22 protein-coding genes and 3 pseudogenes are annotated in these 26,058 nt (G+C 57.9%); 15 read left to right on the forward strand and 10 right to left on the reverse strand.

Going from position 1 to position 26,058, the window contains the following annotated elements:
- The first annotated feature begins 72 nt into the window (after nucleotides 1–72).
- Together ACYZUD_RS04120 and ACYZUD_RS04125 are read left to right on the forward strand one after the other, a co-directional pair.
- Nucleotides 73–1,749, forward strand: coding sequence for an MFS transporter (locus ACYZUD_RS04120; protein WP_462022735.1), 1,677 nt, complete (start codon nucleotides 73–75; stop codon nucleotides 1,747–1,749).
- 134 nt (nucleotides 1,750–1,883) lie between these two features.
- Entirely contained in the window at nucleotides 1,884–2,726 is an 843-nt protein-coding gene (locus ACYZUD_RS04125) for a helix-turn-helix domain-containing protein (protein WP_462022736.1), read from the forward strand.
- 61 nt (nucleotides 2,727–2,787) lie between these two features.
- Here ACYZUD_RS04125 and ACYZUD_RS04130 read toward each other — a convergent pair whose 3' ends face one another.
- The gene (locus tag ACYZUD_RS04130) at nucleotides 2,788–3,297 is read right to left on the reverse strand and encodes a YkgB family protein (RefSeq protein WP_462022737.1); all 510 of its coding nucleotides are present in this window, start codon (nucleotides 3,295–3,297) and stop codon (nucleotides 2,788–2,790) included.
- A 140-nt stretch (nucleotides 3,298–3,437) separates the two neighbouring features.
- Nucleotides 3,438–3,938: a LysR substrate-binding domain-containing protein gene (locus ACYZUD_RS04135; RefSeq protein ID WP_462022738.1), complete on the reverse strand. Its 501-nt coding sequence runs from the start codon at nucleotides 3,936–3,938 to the stop codon at nucleotides 3,438–3,440.
- 9 nt (nucleotides 3,939–3,947) lie between these two features.
- Here ACYZUD_RS04135 and ACYZUD_RS04140 point away from each other — a divergent pair, with 9 nt between their 5' ends.
- The 4 genes from ACYZUD_RS04140 to ACYZUD_RS04155 all read left to right on the forward strand — a co-directional run bounded on the left by ACYZUD_RS04140 (nucleotide 3,948) and on the right by ACYZUD_RS04155 (nucleotide 7,327).
- Nucleotides 3,948–4,130 carry a hypothetical protein gene (locus ACYZUD_RS04140; protein WP_462022739.1) on the forward strand — a complete coding sequence of 61 codons (183 nt, stop codon included), beginning with the start codon at nucleotides 3,948–3,950 and terminating at the stop codon, nucleotides 4,128–4,130.
- 179 nt (nucleotides 4,131–4,309) lie between these two features.
- Nucleotides 4,310–5,407 (forward strand): carboxynorspermidine decarboxylase, encoded by a 1,098-nt coding sequence (gene nspC, locus ACYZUD_RS04145; protein ID WP_462022740.1) that lies wholly within the window; start codon nucleotides 4,310–4,312, stop codon nucleotides 5,405–5,407.
- A 27-nt stretch (nucleotides 5,408–5,434) separates the two neighbouring features.
- Nucleotides 5,435–6,670 (forward strand): saccharopine dehydrogenase family protein, encoded by a 1,236-nt coding sequence (locus ACYZUD_RS04150; RefSeq protein ID WP_462022741.1) that lies wholly within the window; start codon nucleotides 5,435–5,437, stop codon nucleotides 6,668–6,670.
- A gap of 264 nt (nucleotides 6,671–6,934) precedes the next feature.
- Nucleotides 6,935–7,327, forward strand: a complete 393-nt coding sequence (locus ACYZUD_RS04155; RefSeq protein WP_462022742.1) for a GFA family protein — start codon at nucleotides 6,935–6,937, stop codon at nucleotides 7,325–7,327.
- Between the two features lie 49 nt (nucleotides 7,328–7,376).
- Here the strand turns inward: ACYZUD_RS04155 and ACYZUD_RS04160 are convergent, their stop codons facing one another.
- Nucleotides 7,377–8,273, reverse strand: a complete 897-nt coding sequence (locus ACYZUD_RS04160) for a TauD/TfdA dioxygenase family protein (protein ID WP_462022743.1) — start codon at nucleotides 8,271–8,273, stop codon at nucleotides 7,377–7,379.
- A 419-nt stretch (nucleotides 8,274–8,692) separates the two neighbouring features.
- On the opposite strand from ACYZUD_RS04160, the gene ACYZUD_RS04165 reads away from it, so the two are divergent.
- Nucleotides 8,693–10,042, forward strand: a complete 1,350-nt coding sequence (locus ACYZUD_RS04165; RefSeq protein WP_462020935.1) for a GntT/GntP/DsdX family permease — start codon at nucleotides 8,693–8,695, stop codon at nucleotides 10,040–10,042.
- A gap of 169 nt (nucleotides 10,043–10,211) precedes the next feature.
- Nucleotides 10,212–11,537 carry an OprD family porin gene (locus ACYZUD_RS04170; RefSeq protein ID WP_462022744.1) on the forward strand — a complete coding sequence of 442 codons (1,326 nt, stop codon included), beginning with the start codon at nucleotides 10,212–10,214 and terminating at the stop codon, nucleotides 11,535–11,537.
- A gap of 59 nt (nucleotides 11,538–11,596) precedes the next feature.
- Here the strand turns inward: ACYZUD_RS04170 and ACYZUD_RS04175 are convergent, their stop codons facing one another.
- Both ACYZUD_RS04175 and msrA read right to left on the reverse strand, forming a co-directional pair.
- Nucleotides 11,597–13,297, reverse strand: coding sequence for an amidase (locus ACYZUD_RS04175; protein WP_462022745.1), 1,701 nt, complete (start codon nucleotides 13,295–13,297; stop codon nucleotides 11,597–11,599).
- A 281-nt stretch (nucleotides 13,298–13,578) separates the two neighbouring features.
- Nucleotides 13,579–14,085 (reverse strand): peptide-methionine (S)-S-oxide reductase MsrA, encoded by a 507-nt coding sequence (msrA, locus tag ACYZUD_RS04180; protein ID WP_462022746.1) that lies wholly within the window; start codon nucleotides 14,083–14,085, stop codon nucleotides 13,579–13,581.
- A gap of 628 nt (nucleotides 14,086–14,713) precedes the next feature.
- Between msrA and ACYZUD_RS04185 the strand changes: the two genes are divergently transcribed.
- On the forward strand, nucleotides 14,714–15,289 hold the full coding sequence (locus ACYZUD_RS04185; RefSeq protein ID WP_462022747.1) for a nucleotidyltransferase family protein: 576 nt from the start codon (nucleotides 14,714–14,716) through the stop codon (nucleotides 15,287–15,289).
- 50 nt (nucleotides 15,290–15,339) lie between these two features.
- Here the strand turns inward: ACYZUD_RS04185 and ACYZUD_RS04190 are convergent, their stop codons facing one another.
- On the reverse strand, nucleotides 15,340–15,771 hold the full coding sequence (locus tag ACYZUD_RS04190; RefSeq protein ID WP_462022748.1) for a nuclear transport factor 2 family protein: 432 nt from the start codon (nucleotides 15,769–15,771) through the stop codon (nucleotides 15,340–15,342).
- Between the two features lie 166 nt (nucleotides 15,772–15,937).
- Between ACYZUD_RS04190 and ACYZUD_RS04195 the strand changes: the two genes are divergently transcribed.
- The 4 genes and pseudogenes from ACYZUD_RS04195 to ACYZUD_RS04210 all read left to right on the forward strand — a co-directional run.
- The gene (locus ACYZUD_RS04195) at nucleotides 15,938–16,675 is read left to right on the forward strand and encodes a DUF72 domain-containing protein (protein ID WP_462022749.1); all 738 of its coding nucleotides are present in this window, start codon (nucleotides 15,938–15,940) and stop codon (nucleotides 16,673–16,675) included.
- Between the two features lie 33 nt (nucleotides 16,676–16,708).
- Nucleotides 16,709–17,383 carry a DUF2238 domain-containing protein gene (locus ACYZUD_RS04200; RefSeq protein WP_462022750.1) on the forward strand — a complete coding sequence of 225 codons (675 nt, stop codon included), beginning with the start codon at nucleotides 16,709–16,711 and terminating at the stop codon, nucleotides 17,381–17,383.
- A gap of 86 nt (nucleotides 17,384–17,469) precedes the next feature.
- A pseudogene (locus ACYZUD_RS04205) lies at nucleotides 17,470–18,177 on the forward strand (MCP four helix bundle domain-containing protein); the annotation flags it as partial.
- A gap of 309 nt (nucleotides 18,178–18,486) precedes the next feature.
- Nucleotides 18,487–19,083 (forward strand): annotated as a pseudogene (locus ACYZUD_RS04210) (methyl-accepting chemotaxis protein); the annotation flags it as partial.
- A 186-nt stretch (nucleotides 19,084–19,269) separates the two neighbouring features.
- On the opposite strand, the gene ilvD reads toward ACYZUD_RS04210, so the two are convergent.
- Nucleotides 19,270–20,952, reverse strand: coding sequence for a dihydroxy-acid dehydratase (gene ilvD, locus ACYZUD_RS04215; RefSeq protein WP_462022751.1), 1,683 nt, complete (start codon nucleotides 20,950–20,952; stop codon nucleotides 19,270–19,272).
- 386 nt (nucleotides 20,953–21,338) lie between these two features.
- Here ilvD and mqo point away from each other — a divergent pair, with 386 nt between their 5' ends.
- Nucleotides 21,339–22,988, forward strand: coding sequence for a malate dehydrogenase (quinone) (gene mqo / locus ACYZUD_RS04220; RefSeq protein ID WP_462022752.1), 1,650 nt, complete (start codon nucleotides 21,339–21,341; stop codon nucleotides 22,986–22,988).
- 163 nt (nucleotides 22,989–23,151) lie between these two features.
- Here the strand turns inward: mqo and ACYZUD_RS04225 are convergent, their stop codons facing one another.
- Genes ACYZUD_RS04225 through ACYZUD_RS04235 form a run of 3 tightly spaced genes read right to left on the reverse strand, consistent with a single transcriptional unit; the run spans nucleotide 23,152 to nucleotide 25,204 of the window.
- Complete coding sequence (locus ACYZUD_RS04225; protein WP_462022753.1) at nucleotides 23,152–23,775, reverse strand: hypothetical protein; 624 nt, start codon at nucleotides 23,773–23,775, stop codon at nucleotides 23,152–23,154.
- A gap of 8 nt (nucleotides 23,776–23,783) precedes the next feature.
- Complete coding sequence (locus ACYZUD_RS04230; protein WP_462022754.1) at nucleotides 23,784–24,677, reverse strand: glycine zipper family protein; 894 nt, start codon at nucleotides 24,675–24,677, stop codon at nucleotides 23,784–23,786.
- Nucleotides 24,678–24,730: 53 nt separating this feature from the next.
- A complete protein-coding gene (locus ACYZUD_RS04235) occupies nucleotides 24,731–25,204 on the reverse strand; it encodes a PAAR domain-containing protein (protein WP_462022755.1) in 474 nt (157 codons plus the stop codon).
- Between the two features lie 95 nt (nucleotides 25,205–25,299).
- Between ACYZUD_RS04235 and ACYZUD_RS04240 the strand changes: the two are divergent.
- Nucleotides 25,300–25,965, forward strand: a pseudogene (locus tag ACYZUD_RS04240) (malate:quinone oxidoreductase); the annotation flags it as partial.
- Between the last annotated feature and the right edge of the window lie 93 nt (nucleotides 25,966–26,058).

Here is a 26,058-nt window from a genome sequence, read left to right on the forward strand (position 1 = left end):
CCCCGGGGCCTGGGTGCGGCAAATGTTAATGAGGTACTCCGGCCTACAACAAGAGCAAGACGGAGAAGACTCATGGCCGCAATCGACAATACAACCACGGGCAGCGCGCCCAACCACGGGATCACCAAGGAGGAGCGCAAGGTCATTTTTGCCTCGTCCCTGGGCACTGTGTTCGAGTGGTACGACTTCTATCTTTACGGCTCCCTCGCCGCGATCATCGCCAAGCACTTTTTCGCCGGCGTGAATGAGACAACGTCCTTCATCTTCGCACTGCTCGCGTTCGCCGCGGGTTTCGCCGTACGCCCCTTCGGTGCCATCGTGTTCGGCCGGCTGGGCGACATGATCGGACGCAAGCACACCTTCCTCATCACCATTGTCATTATGGGTATCTCCACGGCCATCGTGGGTTTTCTGCCCGGATACGCGACCATCGGCGTGGCGGCACCGATCATCCTGATCACCCTGCGCCTGCTGCAAGGCCTGGCCCTGGGCGGTGAGTATGGCGGCGCGGCAACCTACGTGGCCGAACATGCACCGAAAGGCAGACGCGGCTACTTCACCTCGTGGATCCAGACCACTGCTACCCTCGGCCTGTTCCTTTCGCTGCTGGTGATTCTCGCTTGTCGCACCATCCTCGGCACCGAAGCCTTCGAGGCGTGGGGCTGGCGGATTCCGTTCCTGCTGTCGATCCTGCTGTTGATCATCTCGGTCTACATCCGCCTGCAGCTCAGCGAGTCACCGGTGTTCCTGAAAATGAAGGCCGAAGGCAAGTCGTCCAAGGCGCCGCTGACCGAGTCCTTCGCCCGCTGGGACAATCTCAAGATCGTGATCATGGCCCTGCTCGGCGGCACTGCCGGCCAGGCCGTGGTCTGGTATACCGGGCAGTTCTATGCGCTGTTCTTCCTGCTGCAGACGCTGAAGATCGAACCGCAGACCGCCAACCTGCTGATTGCCGGCTCCCTGCTGATTGGTACGCCGTTCTTCGTCATCTTCGGCAGCCTGTCCGACCGTATCGGCCGCAAGGGAATCATCATGGCCGGCTGCATCCTGGCGGCGGTGACCTACTTCCCGATCTTCCATGCGTTGACCCAATACGGTAACCCCGAAGTGTTCGTCGCGCAGGAGAAGAATCCGGTCACGGTGGTGGCCGATCCGGACCAGTGCTCGTTCCAGTTCGACCCGGTTGGCAAGGCCAAATTCACCAGTTCCTGCGACCTCGCCAAGACCGTGCTGGCGAAGAGGGCCATCCCCTATAAGAACGAGAAAGTCGAGCCGGGTGCAGTTGCTCAGGTCCGCATCGGCGACAAGGTGATTCAGAGCTTCGAAGGCACCGGCATGCCGGCGGCCGACTTCAAGGCCAAGAACGACGCTTTCACCGCTACCCTCGGCACCGCCCTCAAGGAAGCCGGCTACCCCGAGAAGGCCGACCCGGCCAAGACCAACTATCCGATGGTGCTGCTGCTCCTGACCATCCTGGTGATCTACGTGACCATGGTCTATGGCCCGATCGCCGCCTGGCTGGTGGAACTCTTCCCGGCGCGCATCCGCTACACCTCGATGTCGCTGCCGTACCACATCGGCAATGGCTGGTTCGGCGGCTTCCTGCCTACCGTGGCGTTCGCCATGGTCGCGGCCACGGGTGATATCTACTACGGGCTTTGGTACCCCATCGTCATCGCGGTGATGACGGCCATTCTGGGCACGTTCTTCCTGCCGGAAACCAAGGATCGGGAAATTCATCACACCTGATGTTGCGCACGAAAAAAGCCCGGCGGTTCAGGCCGGGCTTTTCGATAAAGGCAGCGATGGAGCAGGCGTTCAATTGGACCGCAAACCGTCGGTGATAGGATACTGATCGTCTCTATCTCGCCACGAGATTGCCCATGGATCGCTTGTCTACCTTGTTGTCGCAGTTCGGCGTGCGCGCCAACCTGTTTTACAACGGCAAGCTTTGCGGCATAGCGGCATACGATGGCGCTGACCATCGCGGTCATATTCACCTGCTGCAGGCAGGTACCGTCACGTTGCAGGGGCCCGATCGCAAGGACTTGCTGCTGACCCGGCCCAGTCTGATTTTTCTGCCACGCCCAAGCCGGCATCAATTGTTCGCCGGTGAGCCCGAGGGCGCTCAACTATTGTGTGCGTCAATGGAGTTTGAGGGCGGGGTCGATAACCCGTTGTCGGCTTCGTTACCCGACGTTCTGGTGCTGTCCCTGGATGAGCTGCCGCAGCTGGCCGATACACTCAGATGGATGTTCGTTGAGGCGGCCGCCGGACATTGTGGCAGGGAGGCAGCGCTGAATCGCTTGTTCGAACTGCTGATCATATTGTTGTTTCGACATCTCCTCGACCACCACCAGTTGCGTACCGGCATGATGGCCGGACTGGCCGATTCGCGGCTGGCGCGCTCGTTGGTACAGATGCATGACGCACCTGATCGTGCCTGGTCGATTGCGGAGCTGGCGAGCGAGTCGAACATGTCACGGGCGGCCTATGCCGCGCATTTCCGGGGCGTTATAGGGCAGACACCTGCAGATTATCTGTTGAGTTGGCGTATCAGCCTGGCGCAGAAGCGTCTGCGTGAAGGGCGGCCGATTACGCTCATCGCCGCCGAGGTCGGTTATGAAAGCCCTTCGGCGCTTGCTCGTGCGTTTCGTCGCAAGACGGGCTACAGCCCTCGGGACTGGATGAAAGATCTGGCAGGCGAGGGGGTCGAACTCTCTTGATGGGGTAATAGCCTGAAAACGTCGAACTGTTTCAGGCCATCCCGGGAGGAGAGTCATCGGTTTAACGGTTTTCCAACTCAGTCAGAGAATGGCCGGCCACGAATATGGAAGCGGCAAGCAACCCTATGTCTTTCAGGAGAAACTGGCCCGGCGCAACCGAAATCGCTGGAAAACCGAGGCCTGGTTCGATCACGCCGGGTGTCGAGAACATAAAGCTCAAAGTCGTGAAAAACAGTCCGGCAGACAACGCGCCACCGATCAATGAAAACTTTGGTGACAGCAGGCGACCTGCAATCAGAACACCGATCGAAACCTCCAGGATGCCCAGTAAACTGGAGAAGGTATCGACACTGAAAATGTCATAGACCCAACCCAGGAAAGGACTGTTGCTGACCAGCGGAACCAGTCCCTGTGCCTCATAGTGGGTGAACTTCATGCCGCCGAACCAGAAGTAAATGACGGCGAGCGCAAAGTAGGCGCCGTAGGTTCCAATCGCAGTGGTTTTAACCCCGAGCGATAATTTTCCGGAGGCGTTGTTGGGTCTGTAGTTCTCAATGCTTAAGGTTTTCATGACATAGGCTTCCAATAGTGTGGGTGACGAACGCTATTCAACACCCCGACGCGGTTTACGTTGGGAGTGCAGATATTGTTGTCCTTGATTCCACGCTCTTGGGTTCTGAACGTATTGAGAACTGTGCAGATCGTCTTGTCTCACCGCAGGTCTTGAGGGCACCAGGGTTTTTGTGAGGCGCGGTGTTCATTCAAGCAAGCTGCCGTGAGGCGTTCGGCGAGAAATGCGATGAACACGCGAGTTCTGGCCGGAACATAATCGCCAGCCGCCCTGAGCGCATAAATGGCAGAGGTGGTCGGGTGCGAAAACGCCTGCAGCAGCGGTATCAGTCGTCCGGCATGCACATCCTCGTTCACCATGTACTTGGGCAGGCGGGCGATGCCCGTACCTGCCAGGCATAGCGTGCGAATTGCGTCGAGACTGTTGCAGGTAAAACTTCCTTCGATCGGAATCGACCTGCTGGTGGAAGCGGAAAACTCCCAGTCGTTGAAGCGGCTTTCAAAATTGAGTTTCAAGCATGAGTGGTCGGCCAGTTCGCCAGGTTCGGCAGGCACCACATGGTACTGGCCGAGCGCATTGGGCGCAGACACCTTCAACGTCCCCCTCGACGCATCGGAGTCATGCACGACGGCGGCTTCCAACGCCTTCCCATGACACTGGCCAGCCAGTTGCTGTCAATGGAGATGGTTTTCGCTATCTGCCTGGGGTTGCTGTTCTACTACCGCTGGCCCACGGCGCCTGAAGCGATCGGCATCACACTGATTGTCGTGGGGGTCGTTAAAGCGATCGGTGCGTTCCATGGCAGCCCTGGTAAAGCTGCCGTGGCTGTTTGAGGAGGCTGAGGGGACCGACGGTCGTTAAAGCTGCCGTTGACGCTGGCCCGGCTCAAGGTGCTTGCGACCTCAAGTGAGCCGCGCTTCGCGTGGAGAGCGCTTTCTGCTCTTTCGATATGTAGCCAGTGAAGGCACAATGCGCATCCTTTTTTGGCTGGCCTTGCCGGAGGCGCCTCGAAATGATCAAAACGCCGTACTACCTCATCGATAAACAAAAGCTGCTGACGAACATGCAGAAGATCGCTTATGTGCGCGAACAGTCCGGGGCCAAGGCCCTCCTGGCACTCAAGTGCTTCGCCACCTGGTCGGCGTTCGACCTGATGGAGCAATACATGGACGGCACCACGTCGTCGTCGCTCTACGAGCTCAAGCTCGGTCGACAGAAGTTCGCGGGCGAAACTCACGCCTACAGCGTGGCCTGGGCCGACGACGAGATTGAAGAGATGCTCGCCAACTGCGACAAGATCATCTTCAACTCCATCAGCCAGTTGCAGCGCTATACCGAGGCTTCAGCAGGCAAGGTGCGCGGTCTGCGGGTCAATCCGCAGGTGAGCAGCTCGGATTACCTGCTGGCCGACCCCGCGCGGCCGTTCAGCCGCCTGGGCGAGTGGGACCCAGTGAAGATTGAGCAGGTCATCGAGCAGATCTCTGGCTTCATGTTCCACAACAACTGCGAGAACGGCGATTTCGACCTGTTCGACCAGATGCTGTGCACCATCGAAGAACGATTCGGTCATCTGCTGCACAAGGTCGAGTGGGTCAGCCTCGGCGGCGGCATCCACTTCACCGGTGAGGACTACGCGCTGGACGCATTCTGCGCGCGCCTCAAGGCCTTCTCGCAAAAATACGGCGTGCAGGTCTACCTGGAACCGGGCGAAGCGGCCATCACTCAGAGCGCGTCGCTGGAAGTCACCGTGCTCGACACTCTCTACAACGGCAAGCACCTGGCCGTCGTGGACAGCTCTATCGAAGCCCACATGCTCGATCTGCTGATCTATCGCCTGAATGCCAAGCTGGCGCCCAGCGAGGGCGAACACACCTACATGGTGTGCGGCAAATCCTGCCTGGCCGGAGACATTTTCGGTGAGTATCAATTTGATCGTCCGCTGGCCATCGGCGATCGGCTGTCGTTCATCGACGCAGCGGGTTACACCATGGTCAAGAAGAACTGGTTCAACGGCCTGAAAATGCCGTCCATCGTAGTGAAACAACTCGACGGTAGCGTCGAGGTGGTTCGTGAGTTTGGTTACAACGACTACATGTCCAGCCTTTCGTAAGCTGGCAGAGAAGGAGAGAGAGAAAAATTGAAGAAGAACGTGCTTATCATTGGTGCAGGAGGTGTCGCCAAGGTGGTGGCCCACAAGTGCGCGCAGCACAACGATGAACTCGGTCGTATTGCTATCGCGTCGCGCAACATCTCCAAGTGCCAGGCCATCATCGACAGCGTCAAGGCCAAGGGCAGCCTCAAGCAGCCCGCCGACATCAAGGCTTTCTCGCTGAATGCTCTGGATGTCGAGGCGACCAAGGCGCTGATCCGCGAAACCGGATCGCAGATCGTCATCAACGTCGGTTCCGCTTTCCTCAACATGTCGGTGCTGCGTGCCTGCATCGACACCGGCGTGGCCTATCTGGACACCGCCATTCACGAAGAACCGGGCAAAATCTGCGAGACGCCGCCCTGGTATGGCAACTACGAGTGGAACCACCTCGAAGAGTGCAAAGAGAAGAACATCACCGCCATTCTCGGTGTGGGTTTCGACCCGGGTGTGGTCAACGCCTATGCGGCGCTGGCGCAGCAACAGTATTTCGACCGCATTGATTCGATCGACATTCTCGACGTCAACGCCGGTTCCCATGGCAAGTATTTCGCCACCAATTTCGACCCGGAAATCAACTTCCGCGAATTCACCGGACAAGTGTGGAGCTGGCAGAACAGTCAGTGGACCAGCAACACGATGTTCGAAGTCAAACGCACCGACGACCTGCCAGTCGTAGGCGCGCAGAACCTGTACCTGACCGGCCACGATGAAGTGCACTCGCTGTCGAAGAACCTCGACGTGCCCAACGTGCGTTTCTGGATGAGCTTCGGTGAACACTACATCAATGTGTTCACCGTCCTCAGGAACCTCGGCCTGCTCTCCGAGCAACCGGTCAAGACCGCCGAAGGCCTGGAAGTCGTGCCGCTGAAAGTGGTCAAGGCCGTGCTGCCTGATCCGAGCTCGCTGGCGCCCGGCTACACCGGCAAGACCTGCATCGGCGATCTGGTCAAGGGCACCAAAGATGGCCAGCCGCGCGAGGTGTTCATCTACAACGTGGCCGATCATGAAGACGCTTACGCGGAAACTGACAGCCAGGGCATTTCCTATACCGCTGGTGTGCCGCCCGTGGCTGCTGCCCTGCTGGTCGCCCGTGGCGAGTGGGACGTGCGACGTATGGTCAATGTCGAGGAACTGCCGGCTGAGCCGTTCCTCAAGGCGCTGGATGTGATGGGCCTGCCGACCCGCATCAAGGACGAGAATGGAGACCGTCCGTGGAGCTGAAACGCCTGAGGTTCGCCACCTACAGGTGAATTTCGCCCGCTCCACACGCAAAAACGCCGCTCTTTGAGCGGCGTTTTGGTTTGTGCGTAATGAGGGCCGGATAAGTCACTCGTGTCCCGCTTACCCCTTGGCAGTCGTTTAGCTGCTATTTTCACAACCACCGATAATGGTCGTTTGCGAGGTCATGCCGGCGAGTCACTCGGGCGGGCATAGCATCGTGGACGCCGCTTTATTCCGATCGCCTGATTTTAGAGGAGACGCAGAATGGACCGATTCACGGGTGGTTGCCTGTGCGGCAACGTCCGGATTGAGGCGGCGGGACTCCCATACCGGGTTGGCCTTTGTCACTGTCTCGACTGCCGCAAGCATCATGGCGCGCTTTTCCACGCTTCCGCGATTTTTCCTCAGGAGGCGGTGACGATCCACGGCGAAACACGCGACTACGCCGGGCGGTTTTTCTGTCCCCGCTGCGGCTCGTCCGTTTTCTCCCGCACCGCCGACGAAATCGAAGTGAACCTGGGCTCCCTGGATGCCCCTGACCAGCTGATACCAACCTACGAAAGCTGGATCATCCGTCGCGAGTCCTGGTTACCGCCGTTTCCGCTCACGCGACGATACGAGCGCGATCGTGACGCCACGGGGCGCTTTGAGGCGTAGGTCAAGGCTGCGTGCAAATGTTGATCGCCAGTGCCATGAGGGCACGTGATCAGAACGGCACGTCACCCTGAATCGTCGTGCGGTGCATGCGCCGACGCAGGTGGCTGGGGCAGCCGGTAGCCAGGTGGACCAGTGCGCGGTTATCCCAGAACAGCAGGTCATTGGGTTGCCACTGGTGGCGGTAGAGGAATTCAGGCTTGATGCTGTGCGCGTACAGTTCGGCGAGGATCTGTTTGCTCTCATCCTCTGGGAGATCGAGGATATGCGTGGTGAAGTTCTCATTGACGAACAACCCCTTGCGCCCGGTTTCCGGGTGGGTGCGCACAACCGGGTGCACCACGGGCTTGACCTCGGCCAATTGCGCTTCAGTCAGCGTGGGCCGGCGGATACCCTTGAACACCTCATCGGCGTATCGAGCCGTGTAGGAATGCGCCGCGCGTTTTCCATCAATGATCTGGCGTAACTCGGCAGGCAGGGTTTCGTAGGCCAATTGCTGGCTGGCAAACAGGGTATCGCCACCTTCTTCCGGCAGTTCCTGCGCCAGCAGCATGGCGCCCAGGCTGGGTAATTCCACGTAGGACAGATCCGAATGCCAGAACTTTCCGGCATCGCCCAGGCCGATCGGCTGGCCGTTCTCGATGATATTGGAAATGATGAACACTTCCGGGTGGTTGGCCAGCAGGAACTGCTTGAGTACATGAATCTGCAGCGGACCAAAGCGACGACTGAAGGCGATGTGTTGCTCGGGTGTTATGCGTTGGTCGCGGAAGATCAGCAAGCCATGATCGAGGTAGGCACGATGGATGCGGGCGAAATCGGCGTCATTCAGCGGACGGCCCAGGTCGAGACCCAAGACTTCAGCACCCAGTGGGGCGGCCAAGGGGCGGACATCGAAATCTTGCGACGGGTTGTGGCTGGTAGCAGAACTCAGGGATGCAGCTGGCATTACGCTCACTCCACACGTTCGGCGCCCAAGGAGCGCCATCTTCAATAACTGGCGAAACTGATCGCCAGGGTTTATTGGTGTGGCGCGCCGGTTGGCCGACAGGTGCACAGGGATCAATCTTATAGACACAAAAAATTTGTGGTCAATGTCTCTTCCGTATAAAACCGGCCATTGCGACATCATGTCGCTCCACGTCAGGTCGGTTCACGTGACCGCTGTGGGGGTCAAGGGCTGACTCCGCAGGTCAGACATGATGAAAATCCGCCTGACCGAGTTTCAAAAACAGCGACTGCCCATACCTCTGCACGACAACCCTTATCCCTCTACGAAAATTACTTTCTCCTCGTTTGAAAATCACCTCTCGAAATGTTTTATGAGTTTCACAACCCATTCGACGTGACCCTTTCGAGGAGTACCGCATGACCCTGTCTTTCGGCTATTGGCTGCTGGTGTACGCCGCCATTGCCATCATCGCGCTGATCGTTCTGATCGCCCGTTACCGACTCAATCCGTTCATTGTGATCACCCTGGTGTCCATCGGCCTGGCGCTGCTGGCGGGGATGCCGCCGTCCGGCGTGGTCGGCGCGTACGAAGCGGGGGTCGGCAAAACCCTGGGGCACATTGCGCTGGTGGTGGCGCTGGGGACGATGCTCGGCAAGATGATGGCCGAGTCCGGCGGCGCCGAGCAGGTGGCGCGCACCTTGATTGACCGCTTCGGCGAGAAAAACGCGCACTGGGCGATGGTCTGCATCGCGTTTCTGGTCGGGCTGCCGCTGTTCTTCGAGGTCGGTTTTGTGTTGCTGGTGCCGATCGCGTTTACCGTGGCGCGACGCGTGGGGGTGTCGATCCTGATGGTCGGCTTGCCGATGGTCGCCGGGCTCTCGGTGGTGCATGCGCTGGTGCCGCCGCACCCGGCGGCGATGCTGGCGGTGCAGGTGTATCAGGCGTCGGTCGGGCAGACTTTGCTCTACGCGATTCTGATCGGCATTCCGACCGCGATCATCGCCGGCCCGCTGTACGCCAAGTTCATCGTGCCGCGCATTCAACTGCCGGCGGATAACCCGCTGGAGCATCAGTTCCTCGACCGCGAACCGCGCGACAGCCTGCCGGGTTTTGGCATCACCATGGCGACCATTTTGCTGCCGGTGGTGCTGATGCTGATCGGCGGCTGGGCCAACCTGATTTCCACGCCGGGCAGCGGTTTCAACCAGTTTTTGCTGTTCATCGGCAACTCGGTGATCGCCTTGCTGCTGGCGACCTTGTTGAGCTTCTGGACCCTCGGCATCGCCCAGGGTTTCAGCCGCGAATCGATCCTCAAGTTCACCAACGAATGCCTGGCGCCGACCGCCAGCATCACCTTGCTGGTGGGCGCCGGTGGCGGTTTGAACCGGATTCTGGTGGACGCCGGCGTGACCAACCAGATCGTCAGCCTGGCCGATGAATTCCACCTGTCGCCGCTGATCATGGGCTGGCTGTTCGCCGCGTTGATGCGCATCGCCACCGGGTCCGCGACCGTGGCCATGACCACCGCGTCGGGCATCGTCGCGCCGGTGGCCATTGGTCTGGGTTATCCGCACCCGGAGTTGTTGGTGCTGGCGACGGGCGCGGGGTCGGTTATCTTTTCCCACGTCAACGACGGCGGCTTCTGGTTGATCAAGGAATACTTCAACATGACCGTCGCCCAGACTTTCAAGACCTGGACCGTGCTCGAAACCATCATCTCGGTGGTCGCCTTCGGTCTGACCGTGGGTCTTTCTTACCTGATCTGACCCGAACCGTAGAGCGCCAGCCGCTCAAACACTTCGATCGCTTCCGACATTTCAATGCTCATGGTCGCTCATTGGGCGCGTCATTGTGCGCGCCGGTGTTGGGGGCCACCGGCAGGTTGCGATCGTTAAAACCTGCAAAGAACGATAAAAAATCACACAGGAGCACCGTATGTTTAAGCGAGCAATCCCCACAGCACTCTTGCTGGCCACCGGTTCGATGGGCGCACAGGCAGCCGACTCTGCGGCGCACGGTTTTCTGGAGGACAGTAAAGCCACGCTCTCGATGCGCACCTTGTATTTCAACAGCGATAACCGCGACGGCACAGATGACCCTTCGAAAACCGAAGAGGCCGCACAGGGTTTTGTGCTGCGCTATGAGTCTGGGTTTACTCAAGGCCCTGTCGGGTTCGGCCTCGATGCGCAGGCGTTGCTCGGCATCACGCTGGACAGCGGTGCCGGCCGCCACGTCGGTAGCGGCATGATCCCGACTGACGGCGACGGTGCTGCCGATTCCTGGAGCAGCTTCGGTCCCACGGCGAAGATGCGCATTGCAAAAACAGAGTTGCGCTACGGCACCTTGCTGCCAAAACTGCCGATCCTGATTTCGAACGATGCCCGTGTATTGCCGCAATCGTTCACCGGCGCCCAGATCACCTCGAACGACATCGATGGCCTGATGCTGACGAGTGGTGTGCTTGAGCATGCTGTCGGTCGTGCCTCGACTGACCGTACCGGTCTGTCGGTCGCAGGCAGCACTCAGGACAGCAACAAGTTCTACTTCGCCGGCGGTGACTACAACATCACCAAGGACCTGAAGGCTCAGTACTACTTCGCGCAGATGGAAGATTTCTACAACCAGAACTTCTTCGGTCTGACACACGTGCTGCCGATCGACAGCAAAAGTTCGTTCACCACCGACCTGCGGTACTTCCGCACAACGTCGACCGGTGCAAACAGCTCCGCCGCAGGCAGAGCGCAAGGCTACCGCGTCTCGGGCTATACCGATGACAACAACGGTGAAATCGACAATAACACCTGGGTCGCGATGATCACCTACGCGAACAGTGGCCACTCGGTTTCGCTGGGACATCAACGGGTGGGTGAGGGCAGCAACTTCGTCCAGCCCAACCAGGGCAGCCTGACGGACAAAGGTGCGGGTGGCGGCAGCGTCTACCTGCCCACTGACCGCATGATCCAGAGCTTTACGCGTGCAGGCGAGCAGACCAGTTTCGGTCAATACACCTATGACTTCGCGCCGTTGGGCGTGCCGGGTTTGAAAGCTTCAATCGTGTATCTGAAGGGTACGGACATCAAGGTCCGCAACGCCGGCGATCAGTCCGAATGGGAGCGCGATATGACCCTGGACTACGTGCTGCAATCGGGCACGCTCAAGGGGCTTGGTTTCAGCGTGCGCAACGGCAAGTCGAACACCGACGCAGGTCGCAATGTCGATCAAAATCGCTTTATCGTTAACTACACACTCTCGCTGCTTTAACCGCCAATCACCCCATAAAAAACCCGAATGATTTCGGGTTTTTTATGGGGCATGAAAGGCTACAGGGGAGGGGTTCGAGGCGGAATCAACCGCTTCGTCCCGATCGACTCGAACGCCGAGGCCAAGCGCAGCAGCGTCGAATCGTCATAGGCACGACCGGCAAATGTCAGCCCGACCGGCATGCCGATGTCCGCCATGACGCCCATCGGCACCGTGACCGTAGGAACGCCCAGGTGGCGGATGGCGAGGTTGCCGTTGGCGACCCATACGCCGTTACTCCACGCGATATCCGCAGACGTCGGATCGACATCGGCGTTCGCCGGCCCGACGTCGGCGACTGTCGGGAACAGCACGGCATCGAGTCCCAGCCGATCCATCCAGTCCTCAAGATCGATTCGACGCGTCTGCTCAAGACCGCGCAGGCCGTCCGGCACGGTGACGATCTGATCCCACGGCGTAATGCCGCGCTCGGCCATCCGCACATACTCGTCCATGCCTGCGGCAAGGTCCCCCTCACGGTTGGGCAGGGTGCCGGGGTCGTGCGGGAAGATCAGAGGTCCGTCCACGTCCACCAGGCGATTCAATTCGGGATCGCCGTTGGCCCGAAGAAAATCATCGAATGCCCAGGCCGTCAGGTCCCACAACTCATGATGAAGGAACTCTTTGGACATCAGGCCCCGATTAAACACGGTCGGCGCCCCAGGACGATCACCCTCGCAATTGGAGACCAGCGGGAAATCGACCTCGACCACTTCAGCACCGGCGGCTTCGAGTGCCCGGCGCGCCTCTTCCCACAGCCCGATCACGGAGGGGCGCGTGTTGATTCGCTGCCCTGTCGGGCCACCAATACCAGGCGCATCAGAGGTGCCTGCTTCGGGATCGGCGTTGATGTACATGCGCGGGATGCCGAAGCGCTTGCCGGTGAGTGCATCGGGCTTCGCGGCAAGTGCCTGATAGGACGCGGGACGAACCGAGGCGACACTCGGAATGGGCACCCAGGGTTGCATCCGCCACAGATCGCCCCGTGTGTCGGGATCCTCCGCGACCACCACGTCGAGCACTTCGAGCAGGTCCGCCATTGTTCTGGCAAACGGCACGACAACGTCCATCGTCGGCGTCAGCGGCCAGTTTCCGCGCACCGAGATCACCCCGCGCGAAGGCGTGTAGGCACACAGGCCATTGTTCGAGGCAGGACCGCGTCCGCTCGACCAGGTTTCTTCCGCGAGGCCGAATGCCGCGAAACTGGCAGCGGTGGCCGTACCCGCGCCGTTCGATGAGCCCGATGCGAAGGGGGCGGTGAGGTAGTCGGCGTTGTATGGGCTCTCGGCACGGCCGTAGACCCCGCGCTGCATGCCGCCGTTCGCCATGGGCGGCATGTTGGTCTTGCCCAGGCAGATTGCTCCAGCGGCGCGCAGCCGTTCGATCGTGAACGCATCGCGATAAGCAATCAGGTTGGCGAAGGCGGGACTTCCAGAGGCGGCGGTGAGCCCCTTCACCAGATAACTGTCCTTGGCGGTGTAGGGGATGCCGTCGAGCGGACCCAGCGTCTCGCCTTTGGCCCGACGGGCATCGGACGCCTGCGCCTCCTTGAGTGCCTCGGGGTTTCGAACCACCACCGCGTTGAGGGCAGTGGGCGTGTCGGGGCCGTCGTAGGCATCGATCCTGGCGAGGTAAGCCTGGACAAGCTCAACCGCCGTTGTTCGGCCAGATTCGAGCGCAGCACGCAGTTCGGCGATGGACACCTCGGTGACTTCGATCATGCTGTCACCGCCGGCTGCTGATGGGAGATGCGGTAAAAATTTCCATCACGCTGGATCTTGGGTTCAGAGGCATCACTTGTCTCAAAATGGGTTCTCATATCGGTTCTCGTTGGCAGGCTTTCTCGACGCGCATCGGATTTCCGTATTGTTGGGCGAAGCGAGTGCGAAAGCCTAGAGGATGTCCATCGATAAGTGAACATGAGTGACGCACGGGATCAGCCAGGACGTGCGCATCCCGGCTGTGGAGCCATGGTTGTCGGACAGACCCACGCCAATCGCGCTCAGCCTCGTTTGGGCAGCTTCCAGTTCGGCCGGATGAAATGGCACGTGTAACCGTTGGGGTAGTGTTCGAGATAGTCCTGATGTTCCGGCTCTGCCTCCCAGAACGGGCCGGCGGGCGTGACTTCAGTGACGACCTTGTCGGGCCAGAGGCCGGAGGCATCCGCGTCGGCCACGGTGTCTTCGGCCACGCGCTTTTGCTCGTCATTGAGATAGAAGAGCGCCGAGCGGTAGCTTGTCCCGACATCGTTGCCCTGACGGTTCTTCGTGGTCGGGTCGTGGATCTGGAAGAAAAACTCGAGGATCTGGCGATAGGTGGTCCGGTCCGGATCGAACACGATCTCGATGGCTTCGGCGTGTGTGCCATGGTCGCGATAAGTCGCGTTGGGCACATCACCGCCCGAGTAGCCCACCCGAGTGGAAATCACGCCGGGCTGGCGCCTGATCAGATCCTGCATGCCCCAGAAGCAGCCGCCGGCCAGAATGGCCGTTTCAGTTCGCGTCGTCATGGTGCGGTCCTCCATCAGTGAATTGCCCGTGAACGCGCCACCCGCCGGGATGGCCTCACGTGGCATTCGAGTATTTACCCGTGCTCGCGTGAGCGTCAATTTCATCCTTGCCAAGGGCAGACCAGTATCCGGCGATCGATAGGCTTTTTCATTCCTGCCGCTCCTGCGCAAGAATGAAATCGGTCTAAAAATACCGGCCAGCGCTTCGAGCTTTTTGCTAGGCTTGAACTTGTAGGTGAAGACGCAGACTGATGCGCAAAGCGGATAGCGAGGAAACGTGGGGCGCGTTCCAAAGGGTACACGGTTAGAAAGATCTCCGCGCTGAGATCCAGCCCTTATGCCGTGTGAAGCAGAAGAGCACAAAACTGTTCTGTGGGACTCCTGATAAACCTTGTAAGCCAGAGACCAGCGCTGGCCACCTACTCGATTTTCAAAGCCCGCCTTGTGCGGGCTTTTTCGTGTTCAGCGATTCTCTATTTCGTACCACGACGCTTTCGGGTCAGACGTGTTTCTGGTCGCGGCACTGTAGCGGGCTGGCGAGTTGAGGGAAACACACGCATGCGGTCTTTCGGCAGCCTTTTTGATGTATCGTCAGTCCCAGGATATTGACGCCACACAGGGAGCCAGCATGACGTTGACCACTGAACGTTTGATTGAGATCGCGATGACCAATCCGGCCAACGCCGAGATTGCCCGCCGCTTGCCTTCACTCGGCCTGAACCAATGCATGCTGACGGCAGGCTGCCTTTTTCAGGCGGTCTGGAATCATCAAACCGGCCTTCCCGCCGCTTGGGGCGTCAAGGATTACGACGTTTTCTACTTTGATGAAGACGTGTCGTGGGAGGCGGAGAACGAAGTCATCGAGCTCGCGCGCCACCTCTTTCACGACCTCGATGTGAAGGTCGAAATCAAGAATCAGGCGCGGGTTCACCTTTGGTACGGTCAGCGATTTGGCGGGGCGTATCCCAGGCTTCTGAGGGCAAAGGATGGCATCGACCGATATTTGATTGCAGGTACGTGCATCGGCCTGGATGTAGTGTCGGGCGAGGTGTATGCGCCTTACGGTTTGAGCGATGTCGAAGAAGGGCTGTTGCGGAACAATCCGCTCAACAAGCAGCATGATCTGTTTGTTCAGAAGGCGCGAAGTTATCAGGAGCGCTGGCCGTGGCTGAAGATCATCGACGATGACACGGCTGCGGTTTGAGAAGAAGGGGACGGCGTTCTGACAACCCCGTCCCCTTCATTACGTAACAGTCAGAACTTGAACGCCTGCCGACCTACCAACAACCATTTGCCTTTCTGTTTTTGCCAGATCTGGAAGTTCTCGATTTCCGTTGGAACCACTTCGGTGCCCTTGAGGGCTTGTGCCGAGAAGTGGTGGCGAACCAGCGCGACGTCACCGGACACGGTGATGGTCTGGTTTTGCATCTCCAGTGTCTTGAACGCACTTTTTCCGGTTTCGATATCGGCGATGAACGCTTTTTTGTCCTGGATCTTCCCGCTGGAATGCCCGTAGGTGAGGTTCTCGGCGGTCAGCGCTTTCAGTTCTGGAATGTTCTTTTTCAACATGGCTTGAGTCAGGTGATCGACGGCTTGCGCGACGTCGTTCTCGCCTGAGGAAGGGGTTGCCGCCACGTATCCACTGAAGATGCACAGAAAACCAATCAGCAGTTTCACTTTTTTCATGGGTGTTTCCTTGTTGTTGTGGGTGGTCTGAACGAAGAGCAAAAGAGATAGCTCATCGGTCATCGTACAACCTAGCATGCGCCTAGAAAAAAACGAACTTGTGTCGCGGGTTTTTCTCGAAGTTAAAGGCCCGAAGCGTGTTTCGGAAAAGGAAGGGGGCGAATCAGTGCCACAGGTTTACGTAGGGTGTGCCGGCTGGAGCCTGCCTCGTGAACACTGGCCGTTGTTTCCTGTGCGCGGCACGCACTTGCAGCGGTATGCCTCGCAACTGACGGCGGTTGAAATCAACAGTTCGTTTTATCGCCCGCATCGGCCACCAACGTATTTGCGTTGGGCGCAATCGGTGCCGGCGTCATTTCGGTTCTCGGTCAAGATGCCCAAGCTCATCACCCATGTTCAGCGCTTGCAGAGTTGCGAGTTGTTGCTGGACGAGTTTCTGTGCCAATGCACGGCGCTCGGCGATTCGTTGGGGTGTCTTCTGGTTCAGTTGCCGCCGTCGCTGGCTTACGAAGAAGGTATCGCGGCGGCGTTTTTCCTGGCACTGCGGCAACGTTATGCCGGGCCGGTGGTACTTGAACCCCGGCATGAAAGCTGGCTGGACGCAGACGCTCTCTTGGTCGAGCAGCGAATCGGGCGGGTAGCCGCCGATCCATCGCCCATTACCTGTGGCGACACGCCGGGCGGTTGGCCCGGGATCCAATACTGGCGATGGCACGGCTCGCCGCGCATTTATCACAGTGACTATGGTCAAGGCCGATTAGAGGCGCTGGCGCGACAAGTGCTGAACCCTACGCAGGCGAGCATCGCCACCTGGTGCATCTTCGATAACACCGCCAGTGGTTTTGCATTACGCAACGCGCTGACCCTGCGAGAACTTATGGGCTGCAAAGCCCAAGCTACCTGATACAAGGTTGCTCAGATTTCGAGGACTCAAACCATGCAGCCAAAGGAGCATCCGCGATACGACCTGGCGCTGCTGATCCTGTTTCTTTTGATCGTCGTGGCGTTTGGCGTTTCACCCCGCAGCCGAGTCGATTGGGCCTTGGAAAACCTGTTGGTGCTGTTGCTGGTGGGCACGCTTGTGGCTGTCTCCCGTCGGTTTCGTTTATCTGCCGTTTCCATCAGTCTGGTGTTCGTTTTCCTGTGTATTCACGAATTGGGTTCCCACTACACCTATTCCCTGGTGCCCTACGACCGTTGGTGTTCAGCCTTGACCGGTATCAGCCTCGATAAAACGCTCGGGCTGCGGCGCAATCAGTTTGATCGGCTGGTCCATTTGAGTTACGGGCTATTGATGGTTTACCCGATTCGGGAAGTGCTGCTGCGACTGACGCCGTTGCGCGGTTTCTGGGTGGTTTTCATCGCCCTGAACATCATGCTGTCGACCTCGGCCATTTATGAACTGGTGGAGTGGATCGGCGGCGCTTATCTGGGCGATGACACTTCGCGTGCGTTCGTGGGTGCGCAAAACGATCCATGGGATTCACAGAAAGACATGGCGCTGGCTGTGGCTGGCGCGTTGGTCAGCCTGTTGCTGGTGTCCCTTTTCAGGCAAGTGGAAAAAAGGGCCGGGCATACCGTAGGTCGTAAAGAAACGAACGTATGGAAATAGGCTTCAATAAGCGCTTGGCGTAGTCGATACCCTGTACAGCAAAGCTATTTTTGTATGGCTTTACCCAACTGACAGGGGAACACAACGTGTCGATAAAATTACGCTTGATCTTGCTGATTGGCACCGGCCTGCTTACCGCCCTGATCATGAGCCTGGTCAGTTATCTGGGAAACACGCAGATGGCTGCAGCGGTGAATGACAACGAGGTCAGCATGACCGCGCTGCGCAATCACCTGGAAGCCGACATGATGCACGACGCGTTACGTGCCGACGTGCTCTCCGCGATGCTGGTCGGGCTGGGTAAAAGCACCAGCACCCAGACAGAGGTGCGCAGCTCTATTGAGGAGCATGCGTCGCACTTTCGTGAAGTGCTCGGTGAGAACCTCAAACTGCCGGTCAACGACACCATCAAAACGGGCCTGAACAAGATCAAGCCGAGCCTCGATACCTACATCAGCGCCGCCGAACGCATCGTCGGGCTGGGCCTGCAAAATCCGGAATCGGCTCAGAAAGAGCTGGGTACCTTCAATACCGCGTTCAGCCAACTGGAAGACCAGATGGCCGCCCTCAGCGAGCTGATCGAAACCAACACCCAAGACACCAGCGCCGGCACCCAGAAAGCCATCAGCAACGCCAACTTCGTCATTGGCAGCGTGCTCATCGCCAGCCTGTTATTGCTGCTCGTCCAGGGCCTCTGGGTGATTTTGAGCATCATGGGGCCGTTGCAGACCGCCAGCCGCATTGCCGACAGCATCGCCCATGGCAACCTGAGCGAACCGATTGTCGAGCCCACTCGCAAGGACGAAGCCAGCGCGTTGATTCGCAGCCTGGCAACCATGCAGCGCGACTTGCGCGGCATGATCGAAGTCGTGCGCAGCAATGCCCATGGCGTGAGCGGCATGAGCACGCAATTGAGCAATGGCTGCCATGAAGTGGCCGGTAGCAGTCAGCAGCAAAGCGTAGCGGCGAGCACCATGGCCGCGGCGGCCAGCGAAATGACCGCGAGCATCGAGGAAATCACCCGGCATGCCGAGCGAGCGCTGAACATGGCCAACCAGGCCGAGGCGCTGGCCAAGGATGGCGGCCGCGTGATTCACCAGGTGGTCAACGACATGGACGGCATCGCGCGTTCGGCGCAGCAATCGGCGCAGGTGATCCGCACGCTGGACAAGGAGTCCGAAGGGATTTTCAGCATCATCCAGGTGATCAAGGGTATCGCCGATCAAACCAACCTGCTGGCGCTGAACGCTGCCATCGAGGCTGCCCGTGCCGGTGAGCAGGGGCGTGGGTTTGCCGTGGTGGCCGACGAGGTGCGCAGCCTGGCGGGACGCACCAGCGCCTCCACCCAGGAAATCGCCACCATGGTCTCGCGCATCCAGCAAAGTACCCGTGAAGCGGTGACCAGCATGGAGGCGGGCGTTGCGCAGGTCGACAAAGGCATGGCCGTGACGGCCGATGTCGAGCGCGCCATCCGGGAAATCCTCGACGCCACGCTGAACACGACTCAACTGGTCAATGACATCACCCGCACGATCGGTGAGCAGAGCCTGGCCAGCAACGAAATCGCCCATCAGGTGGAAATGATTGCCGGCATGTCCGAAGGCAACAGCAAGGTCATTGGCCGGACCGCCTCGACCACCGATGAGTTGTCCACGCTGGCGGGCAAGCTCTCGCAATCGGTTGACCGGTTTCGGCTTTGAGGCTGGTGTACGAGCAATTGGTTTTTGGTGATTGTGAAGGCCTCTTCGCGAGCAAGCCCGCTCCCACACTAGACCGCATTCGTCTGAACAACTCGGTCAAATGTGGGAGCGGGCTTGCTCGCGAATACGCCAGATCAGGCAACGCAGAACTATAGATCTTCTTACTCCCGGACAAGCTCTCTCCTGCTAAAGATATTTATCCGTGACGGCACCTTCCGAGGCGCTGGACACGGTCTTCGCGTACTTGGCCAGCACCCCGCGTTTGTATCTGGATTGCGGGCGTACCCAGCGGGTCTTGCGCTCGGCCAGCTCGGCGTCGGAGACATCGACCGTGATCTGCCGGGTTTCGGCGTCGATGGTGATTCGGTCGCCGTCTTCAATCAGTGCGATGGGGCCGCCATCAAAGGCTTCCGGTGTGATATGCCCCACCACAAAGCCGTGTGAGCCACCGGAGAAGCGGCCATCGGTAATGAGCGCGACTTCCTTGCCCAACCCTTTGCCCATGACCGCCGACGTGGGCGAGAGCATTTCGCGCATGCCAGGGCCGCCCTTGGGCCCTTCGTAGCGGATCACGATGACGTCGCCGGCTTTCACTTCGCCGTTGAGAATGCCGGCCAGCGCGCCTTCTTCACCGTGGTAGACCCGAGCCGTGCCTTCAAAGCGCAGGCCTTCCTTGCCGGTGATCTTGGCCACCGCGCCGGTGGGCGAGAGGTTGCCGCGCAGCACCACCAGGTGGGAATCCTTTTTGATCGGTTGGTCAAATGGCAGGATCACGTCCTGACCTTCGGGGTAGTCAGGCACGCTTTGCAGGTTTTCTGCGAGCGTCTTGCCGGTGACTGTCAGCACATCGCCGTGCAGCATGCCGGCGGCGAGCATGCGTTTCATCAGCGGCTGAATGCCGCCGATGGCCACCAGCTCGCTCATCATGTATTTGCCGCTGGGGCGCAGGTCGGCCACCACCGGGGAAATCTTGCCCAGTTCGACGAAGTCATCCAGGGTCAGTTCGACCTCCACGGCATGGGCCATGGCCAACAGATGCAGCACGGCGTTGGTGGAGCCGGCGAGGGCGATCACCACGCGAATCGCGTTTTCGAAGGCCTTGCGGGTCATGATGTCCCGCGGTTTGATGTCCTGCTTGAGCAGCTCCATGACCTGCTGACCGGCGCGGAAACTGTCCGACGCCTTGTCGCTGCCGACGGCATCCTGAGAGCTGGAGCCGGGCAGGCTCATGCCCAACGCCTCAATGGCCGACGCCATGGTGTTGGCCGTGTACATGCCACCGCAGGAACCGGGGCCGGGAATCGCCACTTCTTCGATCTGCTTGACCTGAATCTCGTTGATGTCGCCACGGGCATGCTGGCCGACGGCTTCGAACACGGAAATGATGTCAGTATGGCCGGCACCCGGCCGAATGGTGCCGCCGTAGACGAAGATGGAAGGGCGGTTCAGCCGCGCCATCCCGATCAGGCAGCCCGGCATATTTTTGTCACAGCCGCCGACCGTCACGAGGCCGTCGAAGCCTTCGCAACCGGCCACCACCTCAATGGAATCGGCGATTACTTCCCGCGACACCAGCGAATACTTCATGCCTTCGGTGCCGTTGGCGATGCCATCGGAAATGGTAATGGTGTTGAAAATGACGCCTTTGGCGCCGGCAGCATTCGCGCCTTTTTCGGCCTCGATCGCCAGTTTGTCGATGTGCATGTTGCAGGGCGTGACCATCGCCCACGTGGAGGCGATGCCGATCTGCGGTTTCTTGAAGTCCTCGTCCGTGAAACCCACGGCGCGCAGCATGGAGCGGCCGGGCGCGCGCTCCACGCCGTCGACCACTTGAGAGGAATATTTGCGCAGATCGTCTTTGTCGCTCATGACTGCTCCTCACCGGCTCATCGAGAAAAATCAGGATCAGTATAGTGGGCCCGGCGCCCGCGCTCGGACTATCAAGTCGGGAACAGACGCGCGGGTTTGCGATGTCGTGATATTCTTCGCACCAACTTGCTTTGACCTATTCAGTTCGCGTGTCCTTGAGACCCGCCAACAGAATCACTGTCGCTCAAGTAGCTGAAGCCAATAATGATAAAAAGTCAGTTCAGTAGGGACATATAAACTGAGGTCGATGGAACACGTCGGCCTTGTGTGCCCACCCTCCAATCGTCATGTGCGAGCACCCGCGACATCTGCCTGTATGCCGTGAAACAAGGGGCTCGTGAAGTGAAGATGGAAGGGCGGATGGCGTTTTATCATAGGTGCTACAGATGTTTAAAAAAGTGAACACGGCCCTGCTGGGGCTGGCTTTGTCGATGGGGATCACTTCCGTTCACGCGGAAGAGGCAAAGAAAGTCGATGTGCTGCTTATTGGCGGCGGCATCATGAGCGCAACCCTGGGTGTGTGGCTCAATGAACTGGAACCCGGCACTTCGATGGAAATGGTCGAGCGCCTCGACGGCGTCGCCCTGGAAAGCTCCAACGGCTGGAACAACGCCGGTACCGGTCACTCCGCCCTGGCCGAGTTGAACTACACCCCGGAAGACGAGAAGGGCAACGTTTCGATTCCGAAAGCCGTTGAAATCAACGAAGCGTTCCAGATCTCCCGTCAATTCTGGGCCTGGCAGGTTCAGCAAGGCGTACTGAAAAACCCGCGTTCGTTCATCAACTCCACACCGCACATGAGCTTTGTGTGGGGCGATGACAACATCAAGTTCCTGAAAAAACGCTACGAAGCCCTGCAAGCAAGCCCGCTGTTCGCCGGCATGCAGTACTCCGAAGACCCGGCTGTCATCAAGAAGTGGGTTCCACTGATGATGGAAGGGCGTGACCCGAACCAGAAGATCGCGGCCACCTGGTCCCCGATCGGCACCGACGTCAACTTCGGCGAGATCACCCGCCAGTTCGTTGCGCACCTGCAAACCACACCGAAGTTCGACTTGAAACTGTCTAGCGAAGTGCAAGACATCACCAAGAACGACGACGGTAGCTGGCGCGTCAGCTACAAAAATCTGAAAGACGGCAAAAAATCCGAAACCGACGCCAAGTTTGTATTCATCGGCGCCGGCGGCGGTGCACTGCACCTGCTGCAGAAGTCCGGTATTCCTGAAGCCAAGGAATACGCAGGCTTCCCGGTAGGCGGCTCGTTCCTGGTCACCGAAAACCCGGCCATCGCCGAGCAACACCTGGCCAAGGCCTACGGCAAAGCCTCCGTTGGCGCACCGCCAATGTCGGTTCCGCACCTGGACACTCGTGTCCTGGACGGCAAGCGCGTCATCCTGTTTGGCCCATTCGCGACCTTCAGCACCAAGTTCCTGAAAGAAGGCTCGTACCTGGACCTGCTGACCACCACCACCACGCACAACGTGTGGCCAATGACCAAAGTCGGCATCAAGGAATACCCGCTGGTCGAGTACCTCGCAAGCCAACTGATGCTGTCTGACGAAGACCGCCTCAACGCCCTGAAAGAATACTTCCCGAACGCCAAGGCTGAAGACTGGCGCCTGTGGCAAGCCGGCCAGCGCGTGCAAATCATCAAGCGTGATGAAGCTGCGGGTGGCGTGCTGAAGTTGGGTACTGAGATCGTTGCTTCTGCCGACAGCACCATTGCTGGTCTGCTGGGCGCATCGCCGGGTGCATCGACGGCTGCGCCGATCATGCTGACCGTGCTGCAGAAAGTGTTCAAGGACAAGGTTGCTTCGCCAGCCTGGCAGGAGAAGCTGCACCAGATCGTGCCGAGCTATGGCACTCAGTTGAATGCCAGTCCTGAGAAAGTGGCACAAGAGTGGGCTTACACCGCGAAGGTGTTGGAGCTGACTCCGCCGCCGGTGATTGGTCAGGTTGCTGTTCCTGCCGCACCTGCCGCTGCGGAAAAGCCTAAGGCAGTGAAAGAGAATGCTGCAAGTGATATGGCTCTGTAATTAGAGGCCCAATCAAAAGCCCACTGAACCGGTGACGGTCAGTGGGCTTTTTTGTGCCTGGGATTCAGTGCAGATGATTTGCGCGAAGCGCCAACAGACGTGCCTTTGTGGCGAGGGAGCTTGCTCCCGTTGGGCCGCGAAGCAACCCCGGAAAGGAACTAGGTCATTTAACGTCGTACATCAGTTCCAGGCTTTTTATCCATTCATCTGCAGCGTTGTATCTAGCGTAATAAGTTTTCCTTTCTGCTCCACTTAAGTTAGTGAAAAACGGAGCGAAGTAGTTTTCGCTGTAGTACCCCTGAGCGCCTTGCATATCGCTACCCCACCAGGAAGGGTTGTACCCCTCGAAAACTATCCATGGAGGGGGTACGGAGAATTTTTCGCAAGCAATGATGACCAAAAAATCAACGCTATTGGTGACCAGTCGTACAGTCACGGAGTTGAATTCTCTAGACGATGTGAAAAAAACTAAGTGTTCATTTTTTTGGGTGTTTGCATATTGCTTTACGGGTAGTTCGTTGAATGTTTTTTCGGCTGTGTAATTGAAGCTTGATTTAATGAGCGTAAAAATTTTATGACTGTCTTCGTGGTCGATTAAAAGTGAGGAGTAATAAGCTTGAACTCCTACGCTCTCCAAAGATGTGGTTCGAGGATACTCGGACAGTGAATCATCATTTTTTGAAAGGGATTCAGAAAAAATCGATTTAAGTTCTCGTATGGAATGCCCGACGATTTGCTCTTCTGGCTCTTGTTTTATGAAAGCTTTAATGCGACCGAAAATGTTCATGACCTACCTCAATCCTGTAGATATTCGGTGAGCCAACTAGCTCCGAAATAACCTGCGGTACCAAATATGATCCCTCCCACAGCACCGCTAACGATTGCTCCGGGGCCCGTTTCAATACCAACTGCAGCACCCGCGACGACACCGATCCTTGCTCCGGCAATTGCTCCTCCCCAACCACCTGCCTGCTTAACCACCTCAATAGATATCGGCTTTATGCTTTTCTGCTTGATGGACTCGTCTGCGGCCAATTTCAGATCGTATGCGGTGAAGCCAATGGCAAAAACTCTAAGCACTCTCGCACCTTTGATCAGTACGGATGTGGTTTTGTATGAGCCAGGTGTAAAAATTGCTTTCGGAGGTATCTTTTCAGCTTGAATCAGGACCTCTTTGTCAATGTTTTTTACCCATTCCGAGATTTGATCAATCTTGGCGACGTTTCTAGGAGCGATTTTTTTATACTCCTCTAAGGATTTTAAGATCTCCTCGGTGGTAACCAGTTTTGCTCCTGCCGCCTTAGCTTTCGCAACATCTATGTAAACTGCCTTTCCTTCAAATCGTGGTGAACCATCAGGGAAAATAGAGCTGGTCGATACGTAGCTGGATGGATACTTCCTGCTGCTAAATACATGTTCGGCTACGGTGGCGTTTGATTTTGGATCAATAGGCATTATCCCGAATTTTTCGGGCCGGATTTCATGCTTGATTTGAAATTCCGGGAGATTTTTTGAGATCAGATGTGGGTTGTCCGGCGAGGCATAAATCCTTCTTACCAAAAAACCGTCTTTACCAATTTCCTCAACGACAACAAACATATGGATGTTGGCTGGCATTGGATAGCCAGACACATTGCTTATTGAACCGGCTTGTTGATTAGTCGGAGCTTTGCAAGAAAACTCGGTCATGCATTACTCCACTTTTCAAGAGCGGCAACGCCTGTGGTAATTTCCAGTGTTTCCTATTTTTTGGTAGAAATTCGTGGCGTATGCCCTGACTCGTCAGAAAAGCCGGTGTAAACCTGACCGGCTTCATCTTTGATGTGATAGGGAACATGGGCGAGAGGCTGGCCATCACTTCCGAGAATACGGAACTGCTCATTGAATGGCTGTAACCAAAGCGGCATCGGTAACGGTGCGATGAACTCTGCCGGGGTGTGGGAGTTGCCGATGATCACCGTTCCGGAACCACTCACCACGTTATTGCCATGAGCCCCGATGCTGCCCACCGTTGCAGCTGGTTTCCCGTTGATAAGAACGGTAGAGGCGACTTCACCGACAATCGGACTGCCACACGCACTTTTATCGTCTAGACGAACGGCGGCCAAACCGTCGAAGAAAACATCGGGAGAGCCAGCGGCGATGGGATTAACGCCATGGCCGGGAAGCGGACAGGTAGTAGGATCCGTGACACGGGCAGCAGGTTTGCCAGCCATTTTTAACATCCTTGTAAAATGAATAGTAGGCAATTGTTACACGAAGAATCTGCCGACAACCATGGCTTGTAAAAGTGTTGCCCTGAATTTGTCATGTTCTGGATGGTAAACGCGTCATCCTGTTTGGCCCATTCGCGACCTTCAGCACCAAGTTCCTGAAAGAAGGCTCGTACCTGGACCTGCTGACCACCACCACCACGCACAACGTGTGGCCAATGACCAAAGTCGGCATCAAGGAATACCCGCTGGTCGAGTACCTCGCAAGCCAACTGATGCTGTCTGACGAAGACCGCCTCAACGCCCTGAAAGAATACTTCCCGAACGCCAAGGCTGAAGACTGGCGCCTGTGGCAAGCCGGCCAGCGCGTGCAAATCATCAAGCGTGATGAAGCTGCGGGTGGCGTGCTGAAGTTGGGTACCGAGATTGTGGCTTCTGCCGACAGCACCATTGCTGGTCTGCTGGGCGCATCGCCGGGTGCATCGACGGCTGCGCCGATCATGCTGACCGTGCTGCAGAAAGTGTTCAAGGACAAGGTTGCTTCGCCAGCCTGGCAGGAGAAGCTGCACCAGATCGTGCCGAGCTATGGCACTCAGTTGAATGCCAGTCCTGAGAAAGTGGCACAAGAGTGGGCTTACACCGCGAAGGTGTTGGAGCTGACTCCGCCGCCGGTGATTGGTCAGGTTGCTGTTCCTGCTGCACCTGCCGCTGCGGAAAAGCCTAAGGCAGTGAAAGAGAATGCTGCAAGTGATATGGCTCTGTAATTAGAGGCCCAATCAAAAGCCCACTGAACCGGTGACGGTCAGTGGGCTTTTTTGTGCCTGGGATTCAGTGCAAATGGTATGCGCAAAGCACCA

The organism is Pseudomonas sp. XS1P51 (genome assembly GCF_054897845.1).